Genomic DNA, 14320 nt, shown 5'->3' with positions numbered 1-14320 from the left:
CAAATCATTTAATGATAGACTCATTAACGCTTTCGCTGTTCAGTTTTCAAAGAGCAATTTCCTGTCCTCAATGTTCATCGTTATTCGTGATGGCGTCTTAAGGACAAGAATTAATCTATCACGTTACCTATCTTTGAGTCAATATGTTTTTTGAAAAAGTTTTTAAGTATAATGCTCCTCCCCGAGTTTTCTGCGTCTGACATACTTGGATAACTCATTGGGAGAGGCGATTCTTGCATACATGCGAAACATAATGGAGTATCTCTCCTCCATAGCCCGCTTCACTAATTGATCAATTCGTTTATCACTAAAATCAAGGAGCATCTCTTCCAGCTCACGTTTTAACAAGTATTCTAGTTCCTGTACTTCTTTCGTATTAAACAAAAACCCTAGCAACGATATCGCCCTCCGCCTTACGAGTCTCCCCTCTATCCTTTCCATCAAAATTCAGCCCTATTCAAAATAAAAAGCCCTCCGTTTAGGAAGGCTTTAATTTGTTCACAAATCTGAATTATTTCAGTAAGTTCAATTGCTGTAGTTGTTGGCCCACTGTTTCCTTGAGAATGGTTGGCGTAATCGTGCTCTCCACAATAGCAGCAACGAATAACAAAACGATCACAGTAAGAACCGCTATTGGAAATTGCTTGAGCGTATCGTACCAGTCATTTTTCAATCGTGCCAGCTTGTGTGGTTGGATTAGAACTCCCACTGATCGTAAACTCAGCACTCCTAAACGGATACCTACTCCCGCTGCAAACAGGATAGCTGGGAGCTCAAAAATTCCATGTGGCAAAATACCTGCACTAAAAATCAGCCATGGACTTACTCCCGCCGCACTGTATTTGAAAAGGATAAATCCAAGCAGCACTCCATTTGCGAGCAATCCAATTATAGGAAAGAATGCAAACAATATGCCCAGCGCCATCATCATCAATGCACTGAAAACATTATTGGAAAAAATCATCCAGAACACCGCTAAAGGTCCGCCGCCGTTGTCTTTTATCCGTTCAGCAATTTCCTTTAATTGGCCCATCATTTTATCGACCATATCTTCGACAAGCGGTGCTTGAAAATAACCAATCAAGGCACCACCAAAAAATAATAAGCATGCGGCGAAGAAATATTTTCGGTTATCAAGCCATAAATGCCGCAATCGATTGCCCATGCACCACACCCCTTTACTGCCTCTTCATTCACTATATGCATTGTACCTCAACAATAGCCAACAGGCCAAAGAATATCCTTGTCTTACCTGCATAAACTGTTATCGGACAAAGGAGGTGCTTATCCATGAAATTCATTTACGTGATCAGCGCGAAACGATTAAAGCAAATCTTAATTATCGTCGCGGCTATCGTACTCACAGCTGGAATTGGTTATGCGGAACGAGATTCAATTGCTGCCTTTGCTGAAGGTGCCAGCACGCAAGCCCCCCAAGCTATTTATAAGGTCGACACCAAAGAAAAGAAAATCGCCCTTACCTTTGACATTAGCTGGGGAGAGACACGAGCATTACCCATACTGGATGTGTTGAAAGAAAAAAAGGTAAACAAAGCGACCTTTTTCCTCTCCTCCCCTTGGAGTCAACGACATCCGGACATCTTGAAACGCATCAAAGAAGATGGCTTAGAAATTGGTTCGCACGGTCACAAGCACGATAATTACACCAAGTACTCCGATGAAGAAATTCGCTCCCAAATGGCCAAAGCCGACTCCATTCTAACCGAAATGACTGGAAAAAAACCAACGCTCATTCGGATGCCTAATGGTGATTTTGACAAACGAGTGCTGGATATCGCGAATCGCATGGGTTATTCCGTCATCCAATGGGATACGGACTCAAAAGATTGGACCAATCCGGGGACTGATGTGATCATCAATAATGTATTATCGAAAGCTCATCCAGGAGACATCATCCTGATGCACGCGAGCGATTCTGCGAAAGATACACATCTTGCTCTCCCTGTGATCATTGATCAACTTCGCAAAGATGGCTATGAATTCGTTACGGTATCTGAACTCATTTCGGGTACAAGTGTAAACAGCAAAGAAATTCACTAAAACAAAAAAAGCTGACCTTCATTGGGTCAGCTTTCTCTTTTTACCAGACGGTGCAATTGCATGACTTGCCAGACGTTACAAAACAATAGTGGGACGAGCATGGACAGAGTGGCACGCACATTATCTTCCTTCAATGCCGGAATCCATTCCAGTGCTGTAACGACAAACATAAAGAACGTCGTCGGTATCCATGCAGATTTATTGGTCAGACTCACTTTTCCATATGCGGTAACAATAGCGACAATCAATAATAGCGTTGGCTCAATCAAGTACGTGCCAAATCCTTTTCCTTCACCGAAGGACGTATAGCGAAGATAAATCATATCGAAAAAGACAAACAAAATAAGAAATACTTGGACGCTTTTCCACAGGGAAGCCGTTTTAAATATCGTTTTAGCGAAATAATTAATCGTCATATACGCAAAAAAACCCATCTGAGCCACAATACTAATGGTCATTCCATACAATAGATACATGAACAAGCCGACAAAAAAGTTACCGGTGCTTCCCACGAGCAACTTGTCCATATCAAAAATAAGGGCAACCAGGATCCCACCTAATCCCCCAAGCAAGAGCGTGGTAATAAAAAGCCAGCCATACTTACGCAAACTCACCAAATATTCCCTCCCATCCACATCGAATATGATTGTACCAATGGATACAAGAAAATACTAGCGTAAGAACAAAACAAAATGCACACGTTACTTGTAGGCAGAGTAAAGAAGGAGGTGTCCACCCCATGAGAAAAAAGACGATGTCTTTTTGGTTAACCGCTCTTGTCTGTCTGGTACTGACCAGTTGCGGGGGTGGCGGACAAGCGCAAAGTTCGTCTCAGCCTGATTATAAAAGCGTCAAAGACATGGTGCTGGACATATTACAGACGGACGAAGCGAAGCAATCTGTAGGTAAAATGATGAAGGATGACAAGTTCAAACAAAGTCTGATGCTGGACGAGTCGACAGTGCGGACAACTTTGATTCAAAGCATGACGAATCCCAATAGCACGCACATCAAAGAAGCGTTTAAAGACCCTAAGTTTGCAAGCGCTATGGCGAAATCCATGAAAAACGAACAAAAAACGTTAATGAAGGACCTGATGAAGGACCCTGAATACCAAAAAGAGCTCATAAGCGTAATGAAAGACCCTGAGTTTGAGAAAAATTTGATGGACCTGATGAAAAGCTCTGCTTATCGACAACAAACCATGCAAGTGATGAAGGAATCCTTGCAAAGTCCTTTGTTCCAGGCTGAACTCATGAAGATCATGACCAAAGTATCCGAGGACATGACAAAACCAAAGGAACTGAAGCCGAAGAAAAAAGGAAAGGGAAAAGAAGGTGCAGGAAGTTCCGGCGGCGGTGGTGGTGGCGGCAACCCTTCTTCCTAAAAAGTAAAGGTGAGCTCTATTGCAGAGCCCACCTTTTTTCATCTTCTTGGATATTATTGTTTGGCAGCTTCCCCGCATTTTTCTATGACGCGTTTGGCCATATCGATGTAAAGCTGACCAATTTCCGTCTTTTCACCATAGATGGATGGGGAATAATCAGGTTCAGATGGATGATTATCCGGTTGGCCCAGCGGAATTTGAGCGAGCAGCTCACATGTCAATGTCTCGGCAAGCTTAGCTCCTCCTCCACGCCCGAATACGTACTCTTTCGAACCATCCTTTGCTTCGTACCACGCCATGTTTTCCACAATACCGAGGATTTCATGACCGGTCCGCTTTGCCATTGCTCCTGCGCGAGCTGCTACAAACGCTGCAGTAGCATGAGGAGTTGTTACCACAATCTCCATGCTTTGAGGAATCATGGTGTGCACGTCGAGGGCCATATCACCCGTTCCTGGAGGCAAATCCAGCAAGAGATAGTCCATTTCTTCGCCCCAGTGTACTTCCGTGAAAAAGTTACGCAGCATTTTACCCAACATAGGGCCACGCCAAATGATCGGAGAGTTGTCCTCCACAAAAAAGCCCATGGACATAACTTTTACGTTTTGCTTTTCAACAGGCAGAATGGTTTCACCAATCACGGTTGGACGTTGTTCAATATTCATCATATCGGGCACACTAAAGCCGTAAATGTCTGCGTCGATAATACCCACTTTTTTTCCTAAACGCGCGAGCGCAACGGCCAGGTTCACTGTCACCGTCGATTTTCCAACGCCACCTTTTCCGGAAGTGACCGCGATAAAGGTTGTATTCGAATCCTTCGCCAAGATCGGGTTCAAGAGGGGAGCCTGTCCCGGTGTCATGTTATGTGTTTGTCCACCTTGGTTCTTGCGAAGCTGGGCAGACAGAGCCGCACGTTCCTCGTCTGTCATCGAACCGAATTGCAGGCGTACTTCTTCGGCTCCTAGCGCTTTCACGGCTGCGATAACATCGTCCTCGATCTTGGCTTTGAGTGGACAGCCCGAAATCGTCAGAACGACCGTGAGGCTTACTTTCTTGCCTTCAATATGGATATCCCGAATCATGTTGAGCTCGACCAAGCTACGATTAATTTCAGGGTCTTTTACATCGCGTAGTGCTTCGAGAACCTGTTCTCTGGTCAACATTCTGGTTCACCTCATCTATGATCTTTTCAACATTTTCATGCTGGTATAACGACAGCGTATGCGCGTTCATTATAGCATATTCGGGCAGTTGGGACACGACCACCACCCTCTTAAGGTGTAATTGGCGCTTTTTCTCCCGAGTACTGACGCAATATCCCTTGATAAATGGCATTCGCCATAGCCTTTTGATATTCAACGCTCTGAAGTCGCTTTGCCTCCTCCGTATTACTTACAAAGCCTACTTCTACCAAAACGGCCGGGCAGTTAACCTCCCGAATCAAGAACACATTGTTCGTCTTACTCGGCACCCGATCTGTATGACCGATCACCCGTTTGATCTCATCTTGTATCAAATAAGAAACTTCTGCGCTCTTTTTGAAGCTAGGGGAATAAAAAGTTTGTGCTCCCGACCATTTCGGAGAAGGGATGGAATTAACGTGTATGCTGACCAAAAAATCCGGTGTACTATCATTGACCAGCCTTACTCGGTTTCGAATATCCTCAGATTTTCGTTTGCGTGCCTGCGCCGCATCTGGACTCGCCAAATCCTTGTCTTCCTCCCTCGTCATAACTACAAACGCTCCTGACTGCTGAAGGAAATCCCGCAAGTACATGCTAATGGCCAAAGTCACTTCTTTCTCAACCACATCCCCGGCTTTGGAAACGGCACCGCCGTCTATTCCCCCATGCCCAGGGTCAATGGCTATAACCGTTCCCGTCAATGGCAGCGACCATGCCTGCCAGGAAGAACGATCAGGCGTTTCGTAGGTGAACAACAGCATAAGTACCGCAAAAGCCAATATCCAGCCTACTCCTTTTCGTGTCACAGTGTATCGTCCCCTTTGTCCCATTCTCGTTCCATCATATGGACAAACATGGACAAATATACCCGTTTATAAAAAGGAAAAACCCCCTGCCTGCGAACAGACAAGGGGTTGTATCGAACAGCAATTAGCGCTTGGAGAATTGAGGTGCGCGACGAGCTGCTTTCAAGCCGTATTTCTTACGCTCTTTCATACGAGGGTCGCGAGTCAGGAAGCCAGCGCGTTTCAGAGCGCCGCGCAGTTCCGGATCTGCTTTCAGCAGAGCGCGAGCAACGCCGTGACGGATTGCACCAGCTTGACCAGTGGTTCCGCCGCCGTTTACGTTAACCAATACATCGTAACGACCAAGAGTTTCAGTCAGAACGAGTGGTTGTTTTACGATCAATTTCAGTGTTTCCAAACCAAAGTAAGTATCCATTTCACGCTTGTTGATCACAATGCGACCTTCACCTGGAACCAGGCGAACGCGTGCTACGGAGTGCTTACGACGACCTGTACCGTAGTATTGTACTTGTGCCACGTATATTTCCTCCCTTTACCTTAACCGCGAATTTGCCAAACTTCTGGTTTTTGTGCTGCGTGTGGATGCTCAGTTCCAGCGTATACTTTCAGCTTGGTGAACATTTGACGTCCCAGGCTGTTTTTAGGCAGCATGCCTTTTACCGCCAGTTCGAACATACGATCTGGTCTCTTGTTCAGCATTGCGCCAGCAGTGGTCTTTTTCAAACCACCTGGATACAGGGAGTGAGTGTAGTAAATTTTGTCATTCAGTTTGTTACCAGTCAATTTCACTTTGTCAGCGTTGAGTACGATTACGAAATCGCCAGCGTCAACGTGAGGAGTGAATTCTGGTTTCAATTTTCCGCGCAGGATTGAAGCTACTTCGCTCGCCAGACGACCCAGCGTTTGGCCTTCAGCGTCAACGATGTACCATTTGCGCTCAACTTCGAGCGGTTTCGCCATATATGTGGTACGCATTTTTGTCCCTCCTAAATATCTTACCTAACACACTTATAACCAAAACAACCGAAACTTGCAATGGAAGTTAATTGCTGTTACGGGTGAGCAACTCTTCCAGGTGTTCCATGTAATCACGATCTTGTCATTCAATCCCGGGGCTAGAGTGGGGCTAGGCGGGGTTAAAATACCAAGGAATATCGTACTACATAGACGCCCTATAGTCAAGTGCTGCTCGTTCGTCTAATAGTTGGAAATCAGAGAACTAGTAGACAACTTCCCACATGGTCAAACCCTTGGCTGGTGCTGTCTTACCTGCCTTTTCCCGATCGCATGCGGCGAGGATTTCCCTCAGTTCAGCAGGATTTCTTTTTCCTTGCCCTACTTCAACCAAAGTCCCCACAATAATTCGAACCATATTGTACAAAAAACCGTTGCCTCGGCATGTCACCCATACCTCGTCTCCGTTTTTTTCCACGGTGAGCCCGTACACAGTCCGAACCTTGTCCTCGACAAATGTCTTTGCCGAGCAAAAGGAAGTAAAATCATGTTCACCCACCAAATAATGAGCAGCCTGCTGCATCGCGTCCACATCTAACGGAAACCGGATATGGTCGGCGTAACGATGCCGAAATACATCTGCCACTGGATTATTGTCGATGCAATATCGATATTCTTTTACTTGCACGTCAAAACGCGCATGAAAAGAGGCATCGACCTCTTCGACTGTCCGAATGACAATAGAATCAGGCAACTGATTGTTCAACACAAACCGCCATTTATCCATCGGAATGTTACTCGACGTGTCAAAGTGAATCACTTGACCGCGCGCATGAACACCCGCATCTGTCCGGCCTGAACCGAAGACTTGGATATCCTCTCCGGTAACCCGATTCAAAGCGGCTTCAATTTCACCCTGGACCGTTACTTGATCTGGCTGTACCTGAAAACCGCTGAAGTCAGTCCCGTCATATGCTAATACACATCGCAGTCGCTTCATGTACGCCACCATCCAATCACAATTACCAAGATCACACTCACAACAGCTACGATTCCATCACGCCAAGTGAACATCAGCTTATTCAGCCGAGTTCTACCCACTCCCCCGCGATAGCCACGCGCCTCCATCGCCAAAGCCAGCTCTTCAGCACGCCGAAACGCACTAACGAACAATGGGATAGCGATCGGAATCAGATTCTTGGCTCTGCGTACGAGACTTCCACTGGTGAAATTGGCCCCTCTGGCGGTCTGCGCCTTGATGATCTTATCCGTTTCTTCCATCAGGGTCGGAATGAACCGGAGTGCAATTGACATCATCAGGGCTATATCATGAACCGGTATGCCGATCTTCCCTAGTGGTCCTAGTAAACGCTCCAAACCTTCCGTCAAATCGATTGGAGAGGTGGTCAGTGTTAGCAAGGAACTAATGAGAATCAAAAGTCCCAAGCGCAAAGAAATGAAGATCGCCTGGCGAACTCCTTGTTCTTCTACTGTAAACCATCCCCACTGAAAGTAGACCGTTCCGCCTTTCGTGATAAAAATATGCAAGACGACGGTAAATAAAATCAGGATCCAGACTGGCTTTAAGCTGTTTAATATATAGGACAATGAAAGCCTAGAAAGAAGTGCAGCATACAAGGTAAAACCAATGAGTATGGCGTATGTTACCGTATTGTTAGCAAGAAAAATCAAGGTAGCAAAAAGGATGATGAAGAGAAGCTTGCTTCGCGGATCTGCACGATGTAAAAAAGATTGCCCTGGTACGTATTGACCAATTGCGATATTCTGCAGCATGCTTAGCCCTCCTTTGGTACGGACAGTCGTTCCAGCAGATGGGCAATCAGCTCTTCCTCCCGATAAAGGGAGCTCGGCAGACTAGCCTTGTCCGGCAGCATTTGATTCATTTGCGATACGAGAGCCACCGTTTCCGGTACATCCAAAGACAGCTCTCGGAGACGATCCACTTGCATGAATACTTCCTCCGGCTTCCCCTGCAAAGCTACTTGACCTTGTGCCATCACAAGCAAATAGTCTGCGTAGCGGGCTGCCTCTTCCATGCTGTGCGTTACCAATAGTGTCGTGAGGTTTTGTTCCCGATGAATCCGGTAGATCCCTTCCAGAATCGTTACTCGTCCCGCAGGATCAAGACCCGCAGTTGGTTCATCCAATACCAGAACCTTGGGCTGCATGGCAAGAACACCAGCCAAAGCAACACGTCGCATTTGCCCGCCACTCAAATGAAACGGCGAACGATCCTTGATCGTGGCATAATCCAGACCGACAATTTCAAGGGACTCCTTTACGCGCGCTTCCACCATTTCCGTTGGCAAGTCAAAATTGAGCGGTCCAAAAGCAACATCCTTCGCAACCGTTTCTTCAAACAACTGATGTTCAGGATATTGAAAGACGAGCCCAATATCGCGTCTTTGAGCATGGGGTAATCGCCGCTTTGGAGTAATGACCGCATCACCCAGGGTAATCTGCCCTGTACTAGGCATCAGCAACCCGTTCAAGTGCTGAATCAGCGTTGACTTACCAGAGCCCGTGTGGCCAATAATTCCGACAAACGAACCGGATGGAATCGTCAGCGAAATATTGTGTAAGGCAACTCTTTCGAACGGTGTTCCCTTTGCGTAGATATGGCTTACTTGGTCAAAAGTAATTTGCATACGTGCTCCACCAGCTCCTCTTGATGCAGGACAAACGGTATATCAATCCCTTTGGAATGAAGTGCGTGTCGCAGTCGAACGGCAAATGGCACATCCAGCCCCACCTGTTTCAATCGATCTACCTCATTAAACACTTCACTCGGCTTACCTTCCATCAGGACTTCACCCGCATTCATGACGATGACCTTATCCGAATAGATGGCTTCTTCCGGAAAATGGGTAATGTTAATGATCGTGAGTCCCTCGTCACGGTTCAGTTGACGAGCCAGATTCAGCACTTCCATTCTCCCTTGTGGATCAAGCATCGCTGTCGCTTCATCCAAGATGATGACAGAAGGACGCATCGCCATAATCCCTGCGATCGCCACTCGTTGCTTTTGACCTCCAGACAGACGATGTGGTTGTGCCAGTAAATAAGACTCCATCCCTACAGAAACGAGCGCCTCATCAATACGATCTCGCATCTCTTTGGGGTCCACACCCATGTTTTCTAGGCCAAAGGCGACATCATCTTCCACTGTAGCCCCAACAATCTGATTGTCCGGGTTCTGAAAGACCATGCCCACATGTCGTCGAATTTCCCAAAGCTGCTCCCCATCCTTCGTATCCATTCCACCGATAAGTACTGTGCCGCCTTCTGGAAGCAACAGGGCATTCATCAGCTTTGCCATCGTTGATTTGCCGGAACCGTTGTGACCCAGTACGGATACAAAGGAACCATTTTGAATAGTAAGGTCAACACCTTGTAATACCGGAACCCGTTGGCCATCCTCACCATCGTAGATATAAGAAACATCTCGCAATGCCAGCAGGTTATCTTCATTCATGAGGCATTCACAACCTCCCCAGCCTTCACAGGGAACTGACTAGCAGGATTTCGATGAGAAAGGAAAAAAGGGTTGAATCAGAGTCCAGCCTATGACCAGATCTGCCCCCACCCTTTTCGCGGTAATCTACCAGGCCTAAAACCTGAGTAAACGACCAGCTTACATGTATTAAACGAATTCGATGTACGCCATTGGAGCAGCGTCGCCACGGCGAGGGCCGGTTTTCAGGATACGAGTGTATCCACCGTTGCGCTCTTTGAAGCGAGGTGCGATTTCATCGAACAGTTTTTGAACAGCATCGCGGCCTTCTGTATTCGCAACTTCTTTGCGAACGAAAGCAGCAACTTGACGGCGAGCATGCAGATCGCCACGTTTCGCGAGCGTGATCATTTTTTCAGCGATTGGGCGCAGTTCTTTCGCCTTCATCTCTGTAGTTTCGATGCGCTCGTTGATGATCAGGTCTGTTACCAAGTCGCGGAACAGCGCTTTACGAGCTGAGCTACGACGACCCAATTTACGTTGTGCCATGTGGTTTACCTCCCTCTTAATCGAGAGAACAAAAGCTTGCTTCTTGGTTTGCTATTCTAGTCGTCGCTGCGCAGGGACAGGCCCAGCTCAGCTAACTTTTCTTGAACTTCTTCAAGAGATTTGCGCCCCAGATTGCGTACTTTCATCATGTCCTCTTCGGTCTTCTGCGTCAGCTCTTGCACAGTATTAATACCGGCACGCTTCAAGCAGTTGTAGGAACGAACAGAAAGGTCAAGCTCTTCGATAGTCATCTCCAAGACTTTCTCTTTCTTGTCCTCTTCCTTCTCTACCATGATTTCTGCATCCTTCGCCTCGTCAGTCAGACCGACAAACAGGTTCAGGTGCTCCGTCATGATTTTAGCGCCGAGACTTACGGCTTCTTCCGGACTGATGCTACCGTTAGTCCAAACCTCAAGTGTCAACTTATCATAGTTGGTCATTTGCCCTACACGGGTATTTTCCACTTGATAGTTAACGCGCTTGATCGGCGTGTAGATCGAATCAATCGGAATCACACCAATAGGCAGATCCTCCGATTTGTTTCCATCTGATTGAACATAACCACGACCACGTCCAGCTGTCATGCGGAGATGCAGACGACCGCCATTGGCCAACGTTGCAATATGAAGATCAGGGTTTAAGACCTCCACATCACTGTCAGCACGGATATCTCCCGCTTTGACAACGCCTTCGCCTTCTGCATCGATCTCGATTACTTTTTCTTCATCGGAATGGATCTTCAGCGCCAAGCCTTTGATGTTCAGGATGATCTCGGTTACATCTTCAACGACGCCTTCAATCGTGGAGAATTCGTGAAGAACCCCATCGATTTGAACAGTACGAACTGCCGCGCCTGGCAAGGACGAAAGAAGAATTCGTCTCAGCGAGTTGCCAAGGGTAGTTCCGTATCCGCGCTCTAGAGGTTCTACAACAAACTTACCATACGAGTTGTCGTCGCTAACTTCCACAACCTCGATTTTTGGCTTTTCTATTTCTATCATTAAACAAACCCTCCTTCAAAACGTCGAAATCCTGGGGTGGGCCGCATACGTGCCCACTCAGGAATTTCCCCGGCGGTTTACCGTTTGCGTGCATGACAAGCTATAAATCAGAATTTACCATTCTAGTATGGACATGTTCTGAACGATATAAACCAGTTACACGCGGCGACGTTTTGGTGGACGGCAACCGTTATGCGGAATTGGCGTCACGTCTTTAATCATGTTCACTTCAATACCAGTAGCTTGCAGGGAACGGATCGCAGCTTCACGACCAGCACCTGGGCCTTTTACTGATACTTCAAGGGAACGCATACCGTGTTCCATAGCAACGCGTGCAGCCGCTTCAGCAGCCATTTGCGCAGCAAATGGCGTGCTTTTGCGGGAGCCTTTGAAGCCGAGGGAACCAGCACTGGACCAAGAGATCGCGTTACCGTGTGGATCCGTGATAGTGACAATCGTATTGTTGAAAGTTGAGCGGATGTGTGCTACGCCGACTTCAACATTCTTACGGTCACGACGACGGGTACGAGTTGCTGTAGCTTGTTTTCTTTTCGCCATGTCAGATTACCCTCCTTTACTTCTTCTTGTTTGCTACTGTACGGCGTGGACCTTTACGCGTACGAGCATTTGTTTTAGAACGTTGACCGCGAACTGGAAGTCCACGACGATGACGGATGCCACGGAAGCAACCGATTTCCATCAGACGCTTGATGTTGAGGGAGATCTCACGACGGAGGTCACCTTCCACCTTCACAGTTTTGTCGATGTATTCACGAAGTTTGTTTACTTCGTCTTCTGTCAGATCGCGAACACGAGTGTTAGCGTCTACGCCAGTGGCGGACAGAACTTTTTGAGACGTGGGGCGGCCAATACCAAAAATGTAGGTAAGAGCAACTTCAACGCGTTTTTCGCGCGGCAAGTCTACGCCTGCAATACGTGCCATGTGTCAAAAGCACCTCCTTGTTTACCCTTGTTTTTGCTTATGCTTCGGATTTTCACAAATAACCATTACGTTACCTTTGCGACGGATAACCTTGCATTTCTCGCAGATCGGTTTAACCGAAGGTCTCACTTTCATGGTTCTTGCCTCCCTTTTCTAGGGGTTTTGCTTACTATTTATAGCGGTACGTAATACGTCCGCGGGTTAAGTCGTACGGCGACAGTTCAACAGTTACTTTATCCCCCGGCAGGATACGGATAAAGTGCATGCGGATTTTTCCAGAGACGTGAGCAAGGACTTTATGTCCATTCTCTAATTCTACTCGAAACATAGCATTTGGCAAAGGTTCGATTACCGTACCTTCCACCTCAATTACATCATCTTTTGCCATGGTAAACTCTCCTTTCTTCTGCTCTTCAGTCGGCCCATGAGTTTTGCGAAATGATCACACAACGAACTTATCGTCGACACGTTGGACGACAATCCCGAATCATTCGGAACTACCGTTTTTATATCCGTGTAAAAATCTCATAGCCATCTTCCGTAATCGCGATGGTGTGTTCAAAATGAGCACAAGTTTTCCGATCCACTGTTACTACCGTCCAATTGTCCTCCAATGTGCGGACATAACGTTCGCCGGCATTTACCATTGGCTCAATTGCCAACACCATGCCTGGTTTTAACCGCGGTCCTCGATCAGGAGGGCCGTAGTTAGGAACCTGCGGATCTTCGTGCAAGTTTTGCCCGATCCCATGCCCCACATACTCGCGAACGAGTGTGAAGTCGGCAGCTTCTGCATGAACCTGAATCGCATGAGAGATATCGGATAAGCGTCCACCCGGAACAGCTTTTTCAAGCCCCTTGTACAACGACTCTTCCGTTACTCTGAGCAGATTCTGGTTTTCTGTTGAAATCTTACCGACCGGATACGTCCAAGCGGAGTCGCCATGGTAACCCTGAAACTGGGCACCAATGTCGATACTGATAATGTCTCCTTCTTGCAACGCCCGTTTACCTGGGATCCCGTGTACGAGTTCTTCATTGACTGAAGCACAGATACTTCCTGGAAAGCCACCATAGCCTTTAAACGATGGAATTGCTCCCATGCTTCGAATAAAGGTCTCGGCAATTTCGTCTAGCTGCTTCGTCGTGACACCAGGCTTGATCGCCTTGGCCAGTTCTTGATGGGTGAGTGCGACGATACGACCAGCTTCGCGCATAACCTCAAGTTCTGCTTTCGACTTTAGGATAATCATTCGCAATTACCCTCGCAACAAAGACTTAATTTCCGCAAACACTACCTGGATATCTTGTTCTCCATCGATATCTCGCAGAAGTTCCTGTGCGGAGTAGTAGTCGATAAGTGGCTGCGTTTGAGCGATATTTACGTCAAGGCGTTGTGTTACCACTTCGATCTTGTCGTCATCACGCTGATACAGCTTACCACCATCTTTATCACATACGCCAGCCTCTTTTGGAGGATTGAACATCGTGTGATAGCTAGCACCGCAAACAGGGCAGATCCAGCGACCGGTCAGACGTTCAATCAATTGCTCGCGTTGAACGTTGATGTTAATTACATGGTCAATTTCGCGTCCCAGCTCTTTTACTGTAGCTGTCAACGCTTCCGCCTGAGGAACTGTGCGCGGAAAACCATCTAAGAGGAATCCCTTTTCGCAGTCATCCATCGAAAGGCGCTCCCGCACAATACCAATGACGACCTCGTCTGGAACGAGATGACCTTTATCCATGTAGGATTTAGCCTCTAGTCCGAGCGGCGTTTCGTTTTTGACTGCAGCTCGGAACATGTCGCCAGTCGAAATGTGCGGGATGTCAAACTCTTTTACGATACGTTCTGCCTGTGTCCCTTTACCGGCTCCAGGCAGTCCCATCAGAATTATATTCACGTCCATTCCCTCCGTCCCATCAAAAAAGCTACAGATGCTTTTCTGTAAACATC

Annotated in this window: 21 protein-coding genes; 2 read left to right on the top strand and 19 right to left on the bottom strand. The window is 47.1% G+C overall.

The genetic code is table 11. The features are described 5' to 3' along the window. Nucleotides 1-162: 162 nt before the first annotated feature. Entirely contained in the window at nt 163-396 is a 234-nt protein-coding gene (locus PMI05_RS01520) for a hypothetical protein (RefSeq protein ID WP_007716307.1), read from the bottom strand. 115 nt (nt 397-511) lie between these two features. Further along, entirely contained in the window at nt 512-1165 is a 654-nt protein-coding gene (locus PMI05_RS01515; RefSeq protein ID WP_039960001.1) for a stage II sporulation protein M, read from the bottom strand. A 125-nt stretch (nt 1166-1290) separates the two neighbouring features. On the opposite strand from PMI05_RS01515, the gene pdaB reads away from it, so the two are divergent. Beyond that, nucleotides 1291-2061 carry a polysaccharide deacetylase family sporulation protein PdaB gene (gene pdaB / locus PMI05_RS01510; RefSeq protein ID WP_007716302.1) on the top strand — a complete coding sequence of 257 codons (771 nt, stop codon included), beginning with the start codon at nt 1291-1293 and terminating at the stop codon, nt 2059-2061. 26 nt (nt 2062-2087) lie between these two features. On the opposite strand, the gene PMI05_RS01505 is transcribed toward pdaB, so the two are convergent. Beyond that, nucleotides 2088-2675 (bottom strand): KinB-signaling pathway activation protein, encoded by a 588-nt coding sequence (locus PMI05_RS01505; protein ID WP_007716301.1) that lies wholly within the window; start codon nt 2673-2675, stop codon nt 2088-2090. 125 nt (nt 2676-2800) lie between these two features. Between PMI05_RS01505 and gerD the strand changes: the two genes are divergently transcribed. Then, nucleotides 2801-3448 (top strand): spore germination lipoprotein GerD, encoded by a 648-nt coding sequence (gene gerD, locus PMI05_RS01500; RefSeq protein WP_007716300.1) that lies wholly within the window; start codon nt 2801-2803, stop codon nt 3446-3448. Between the two features lie 53 nt (nt 3449-3501). On the opposite strand, the gene PMI05_RS01495 is transcribed toward gerD, so the two are convergent. From PMI05_RS01495 to PMI05_RS01420, 16 genes are all read right to left on the bottom strand, one after another. Further along, a complete protein-coding gene (locus PMI05_RS01495; protein ID WP_007716299.1) occupies nt 3502-4614 on the bottom strand; it encodes an Mrp/NBP35 family ATP-binding protein in 1113 nt (370 codons plus the stop codon). A 110-nt stretch (nt 4615-4724) separates the two neighbouring features. Next, nucleotides 4725-5441 carry an N-acetylmuramoyl-L-alanine amidase CwlD gene (gene cwlD / locus PMI05_RS01490; protein ID WP_304412530.1) on the bottom strand — a complete coding sequence of 239 codons (717 nt, stop codon included), beginning with the start codon at nt 5439-5441 and terminating at the stop codon, nt 4725-4727. A 124-nt stretch (nt 5442-5565) separates the two neighbouring features. Next, a complete protein-coding gene (gene rpsI, locus PMI05_RS01485; protein WP_005828788.1) occupies nt 5566-5958 on the bottom strand; it encodes a 30S ribosomal protein S9 in 393 nt (130 codons plus the stop codon). 20 nt (nt 5959-5978) lie between these two features. Further along, complete coding sequence (gene rplM, locus PMI05_RS01480) at nt 5979-6416, bottom strand: 50S ribosomal protein L13 (protein WP_007716295.1); 438 nt, start codon at nt 6414-6416, stop codon at nt 5979-5981. A gap of 244 nt (nt 6417-6660) precedes the next feature. Continuing rightward, nucleotides 6661-7395, bottom strand: coding sequence for a tRNA pseudouridine(38-40) synthase TruA (truA, locus tag PMI05_RS01475; protein WP_007716294.1), 735 nt, complete (start codon nt 7393-7395; stop codon nt 6661-6663). Beyond that, a complete protein-coding gene (locus tag PMI05_RS01470; RefSeq protein WP_007716293.1) occupies nt 7392-8189 on the bottom strand; it encodes an energy-coupling factor transporter transmembrane protein EcfT in 798 nt (265 codons plus the stop codon). The genes truA and PMI05_RS01470 overlap by 4 nt, the downstream gene beginning before the upstream one ends. 2 nt (nt 8190-8191) lie before the next feature. After that, complete coding sequence (locus tag PMI05_RS01465; protein ID WP_007716292.1) at nt 8192-9064, bottom strand: energy-coupling factor transporter ATPase; 873 nt, start codon at nt 9062-9064, stop codon at nt 8192-8194. Then, complete coding sequence (locus PMI05_RS01460) at nt 9040-9891, bottom strand: energy-coupling factor transporter ATPase (protein WP_007716291.1); 852 nt, start codon at nt 9889-9891, stop codon at nt 9040-9042. Before PMI05_RS01460 ends, PMI05_RS01465 begins: the two co-directional genes overlap by 25 nt. A 168-nt stretch (nt 9892-10059) precedes the next feature. Further along, nucleotides 10060-10419, bottom strand: coding sequence for a 50S ribosomal protein L17 (rplQ, locus tag PMI05_RS01455; RefSeq protein ID WP_007716290.1), 360 nt, complete (start codon nt 10417-10419; stop codon nt 10060-10062). Nucleotides 10420-10475: 56 nt separating this feature from the next. After that, nucleotides 10476-11420 carry a DNA-directed RNA polymerase subunit alpha gene (locus PMI05_RS01450; protein WP_007716289.1) on the bottom strand — a complete coding sequence of 315 codons (945 nt, stop codon included), beginning with the start codon at nt 11418-11420 and terminating at the stop codon, nt 10476-10478. Nucleotides 11421-11576: 156 nt separating this feature from the next. Then, the gene (gene rpsK / locus PMI05_RS01445) at nt 11577-11978 is read right to left on the bottom strand and encodes a 30S ribosomal protein S11 (protein ID WP_007716288.1); all 402 of its coding nucleotides are present in this window, start codon (nt 11976-11978) and stop codon (nt 11577-11579) included. Between the two features lie 16 nt (nt 11979-11994). Further along, on the bottom strand, nt 11995-12363 hold the full coding sequence (rpsM, locus tag PMI05_RS01440) for a 30S ribosomal protein S13 (RefSeq protein WP_007716287.1): 369 nt from the start codon (nt 12361-12363) through the stop codon (nt 11995-11997). A 21-nt stretch (nt 12364-12384) separates the two neighbouring features. After that, nucleotides 12385-12498 carry a 50S ribosomal protein L36 gene (rpmJ, locus tag PMI05_RS01435; protein WP_003333770.1) on the bottom strand — a complete coding sequence of 38 codons (114 nt, stop codon included), beginning with the start codon at nt 12496-12498 and terminating at the stop codon, nt 12385-12387. 34 nt (nt 12499-12532) lie between these two features. Then, on the bottom strand, nt 12533-12751 hold the full coding sequence (gene infA, locus PMI05_RS01430; protein WP_003333772.1) for a translation initiation factor IF-1: 219 nt from the start codon (nt 12749-12751) through the stop codon (nt 12533-12535). Nucleotides 12752-12869: 118 nt separating this feature from the next. After that, on the bottom strand, nt 12870-13616 hold the full coding sequence (map, locus tag PMI05_RS01425; protein ID WP_007716279.1) for a type I methionyl aminopeptidase: 747 nt from the start codon (nt 13614-13616) through the stop codon (nt 12870-12872). Nucleotides 13617-13622: 6 nt separating this feature from the next. Beyond that, a complete protein-coding gene (locus PMI05_RS01420) occupies nt 13623-14267 on the bottom strand; it encodes an adenylate kinase (RefSeq protein WP_007716278.1) in 645 nt (214 codons plus the stop codon). Nucleotides 14268-14320: the final 53 nt, after the last annotated feature.

Source organism: Brevibacillus sp. BC25 (genome assembly GCF_000282075.1).
Lineage (GTDB): Bacteria > Bacillota > Bacilli > Brevibacillales > Brevibacillaceae > Brevibacillus.
Note: the sequence above shows the minus strand (reverse complement) of the source record. Positions and strands in the feature narration are given on the sequence as shown.

Excerpts from the sequence above, each read along its gene's own strand:
- PMI05_RS01495 (WP_007716299.1), bottom strand. The coding sequence starts at position 4,614 with ATGTTGACCAGAGAACAGGTTCTCGAAGCACTACGCGATGTAAAAGAC.
- truA (WP_007716294.1), bottom strand. The coding sequence starts at position 7,395 with ATGAAGCGACTGCGATGTGTATTAGCATATGACGGGACTGACTTCAGC.
- pdaB (WP_007716302.1), top strand. The coding sequence starts at position 1,291 with ATGAAATTCATTTACGTGATCAGCGCGAAACGATTAAAGCAAATCTTA.
- map (WP_007716279.1), bottom strand. The coding sequence starts at position 13,616 with ATGATTATCCTAAAGTCGAAAGCAGAACTTGAGGTTATGCGCGAAGCT.
- gerD (WP_007716300.1), top strand. The coding sequence starts at position 2,801 with ATGAGAAAAAAGACGATGTCTTTTTGGTTAACCGCTCTTGTCTGTCTG.
- PMI05_RS01515 (WP_039960001.1), bottom strand. The coding sequence starts at position 1,165 with ATGGGCAATCGATTGCGGCATTTATGGCTTGATAACCGAAAATATTTC.
- PMI05_RS01465 (WP_007716292.1), bottom strand. The coding sequence starts at position 9,064 with ATGCAAATTACTTTTGACCAAGTAAGCCATATCTACGCAAAGGGAACA.
- rpsM (WP_007716287.1), bottom strand. The coding sequence starts at position 12,363 with ATGGCACGTATTGCAGGCGTAGACTTGCCGCGCGAAAAACGCGTTGAA.
- rpsK (WP_007716288.1), bottom strand. The coding sequence starts at position 11,978 with ATGGCGAAAAGAAAACAAGCTACAGCAACTCGTACCCGTCGTCGTGAC.
- rplQ (WP_007716290.1), bottom strand. The coding sequence starts at position 10,419 with ATGGCACAACGTAAATTGGGTCGTCGTAGCTCAGCTCGTAAAGCGCTG.
- PMI05_RS01470 (WP_007716293.1), bottom strand. The coding sequence starts at position 8,189 with ATGCTGCAGAATATCGCAATTGGTCAATACGTACCAGGGCAATCTTTT.
- rplM (WP_007716295.1), bottom strand. The coding sequence starts at position 6,416 with ATGCGTACCACATATATGGCGAAACCGCTCGAAGTTGAGCGCAAATGG.
- rpmJ (WP_003333770.1), bottom strand. The coding sequence starts at position 12,498 with ATGAAAGTGAGACCTTCGGTTAAACCGATCTGCGAGAAATGCAAGGTT.
- PMI05_RS01450 (WP_007716289.1), bottom strand. The coding sequence starts at position 11,420 with ATGATAGAAATAGAAAAGCCAAAAATCGAGGTTGTGGAAGTTAGCGAC.
- PMI05_RS01460 (WP_007716291.1), bottom strand. The coding sequence starts at position 9,891 with ATGAATGAAGATAACCTGCTGGCATTGCGAGATGTTTCTTATATCTAC.
- infA (WP_003333772.1), bottom strand. The coding sequence starts at position 12,751 with ATGGCAAAAGATGATGTAATTGAGGTGGAAGGTACGGTAATCGAACCT.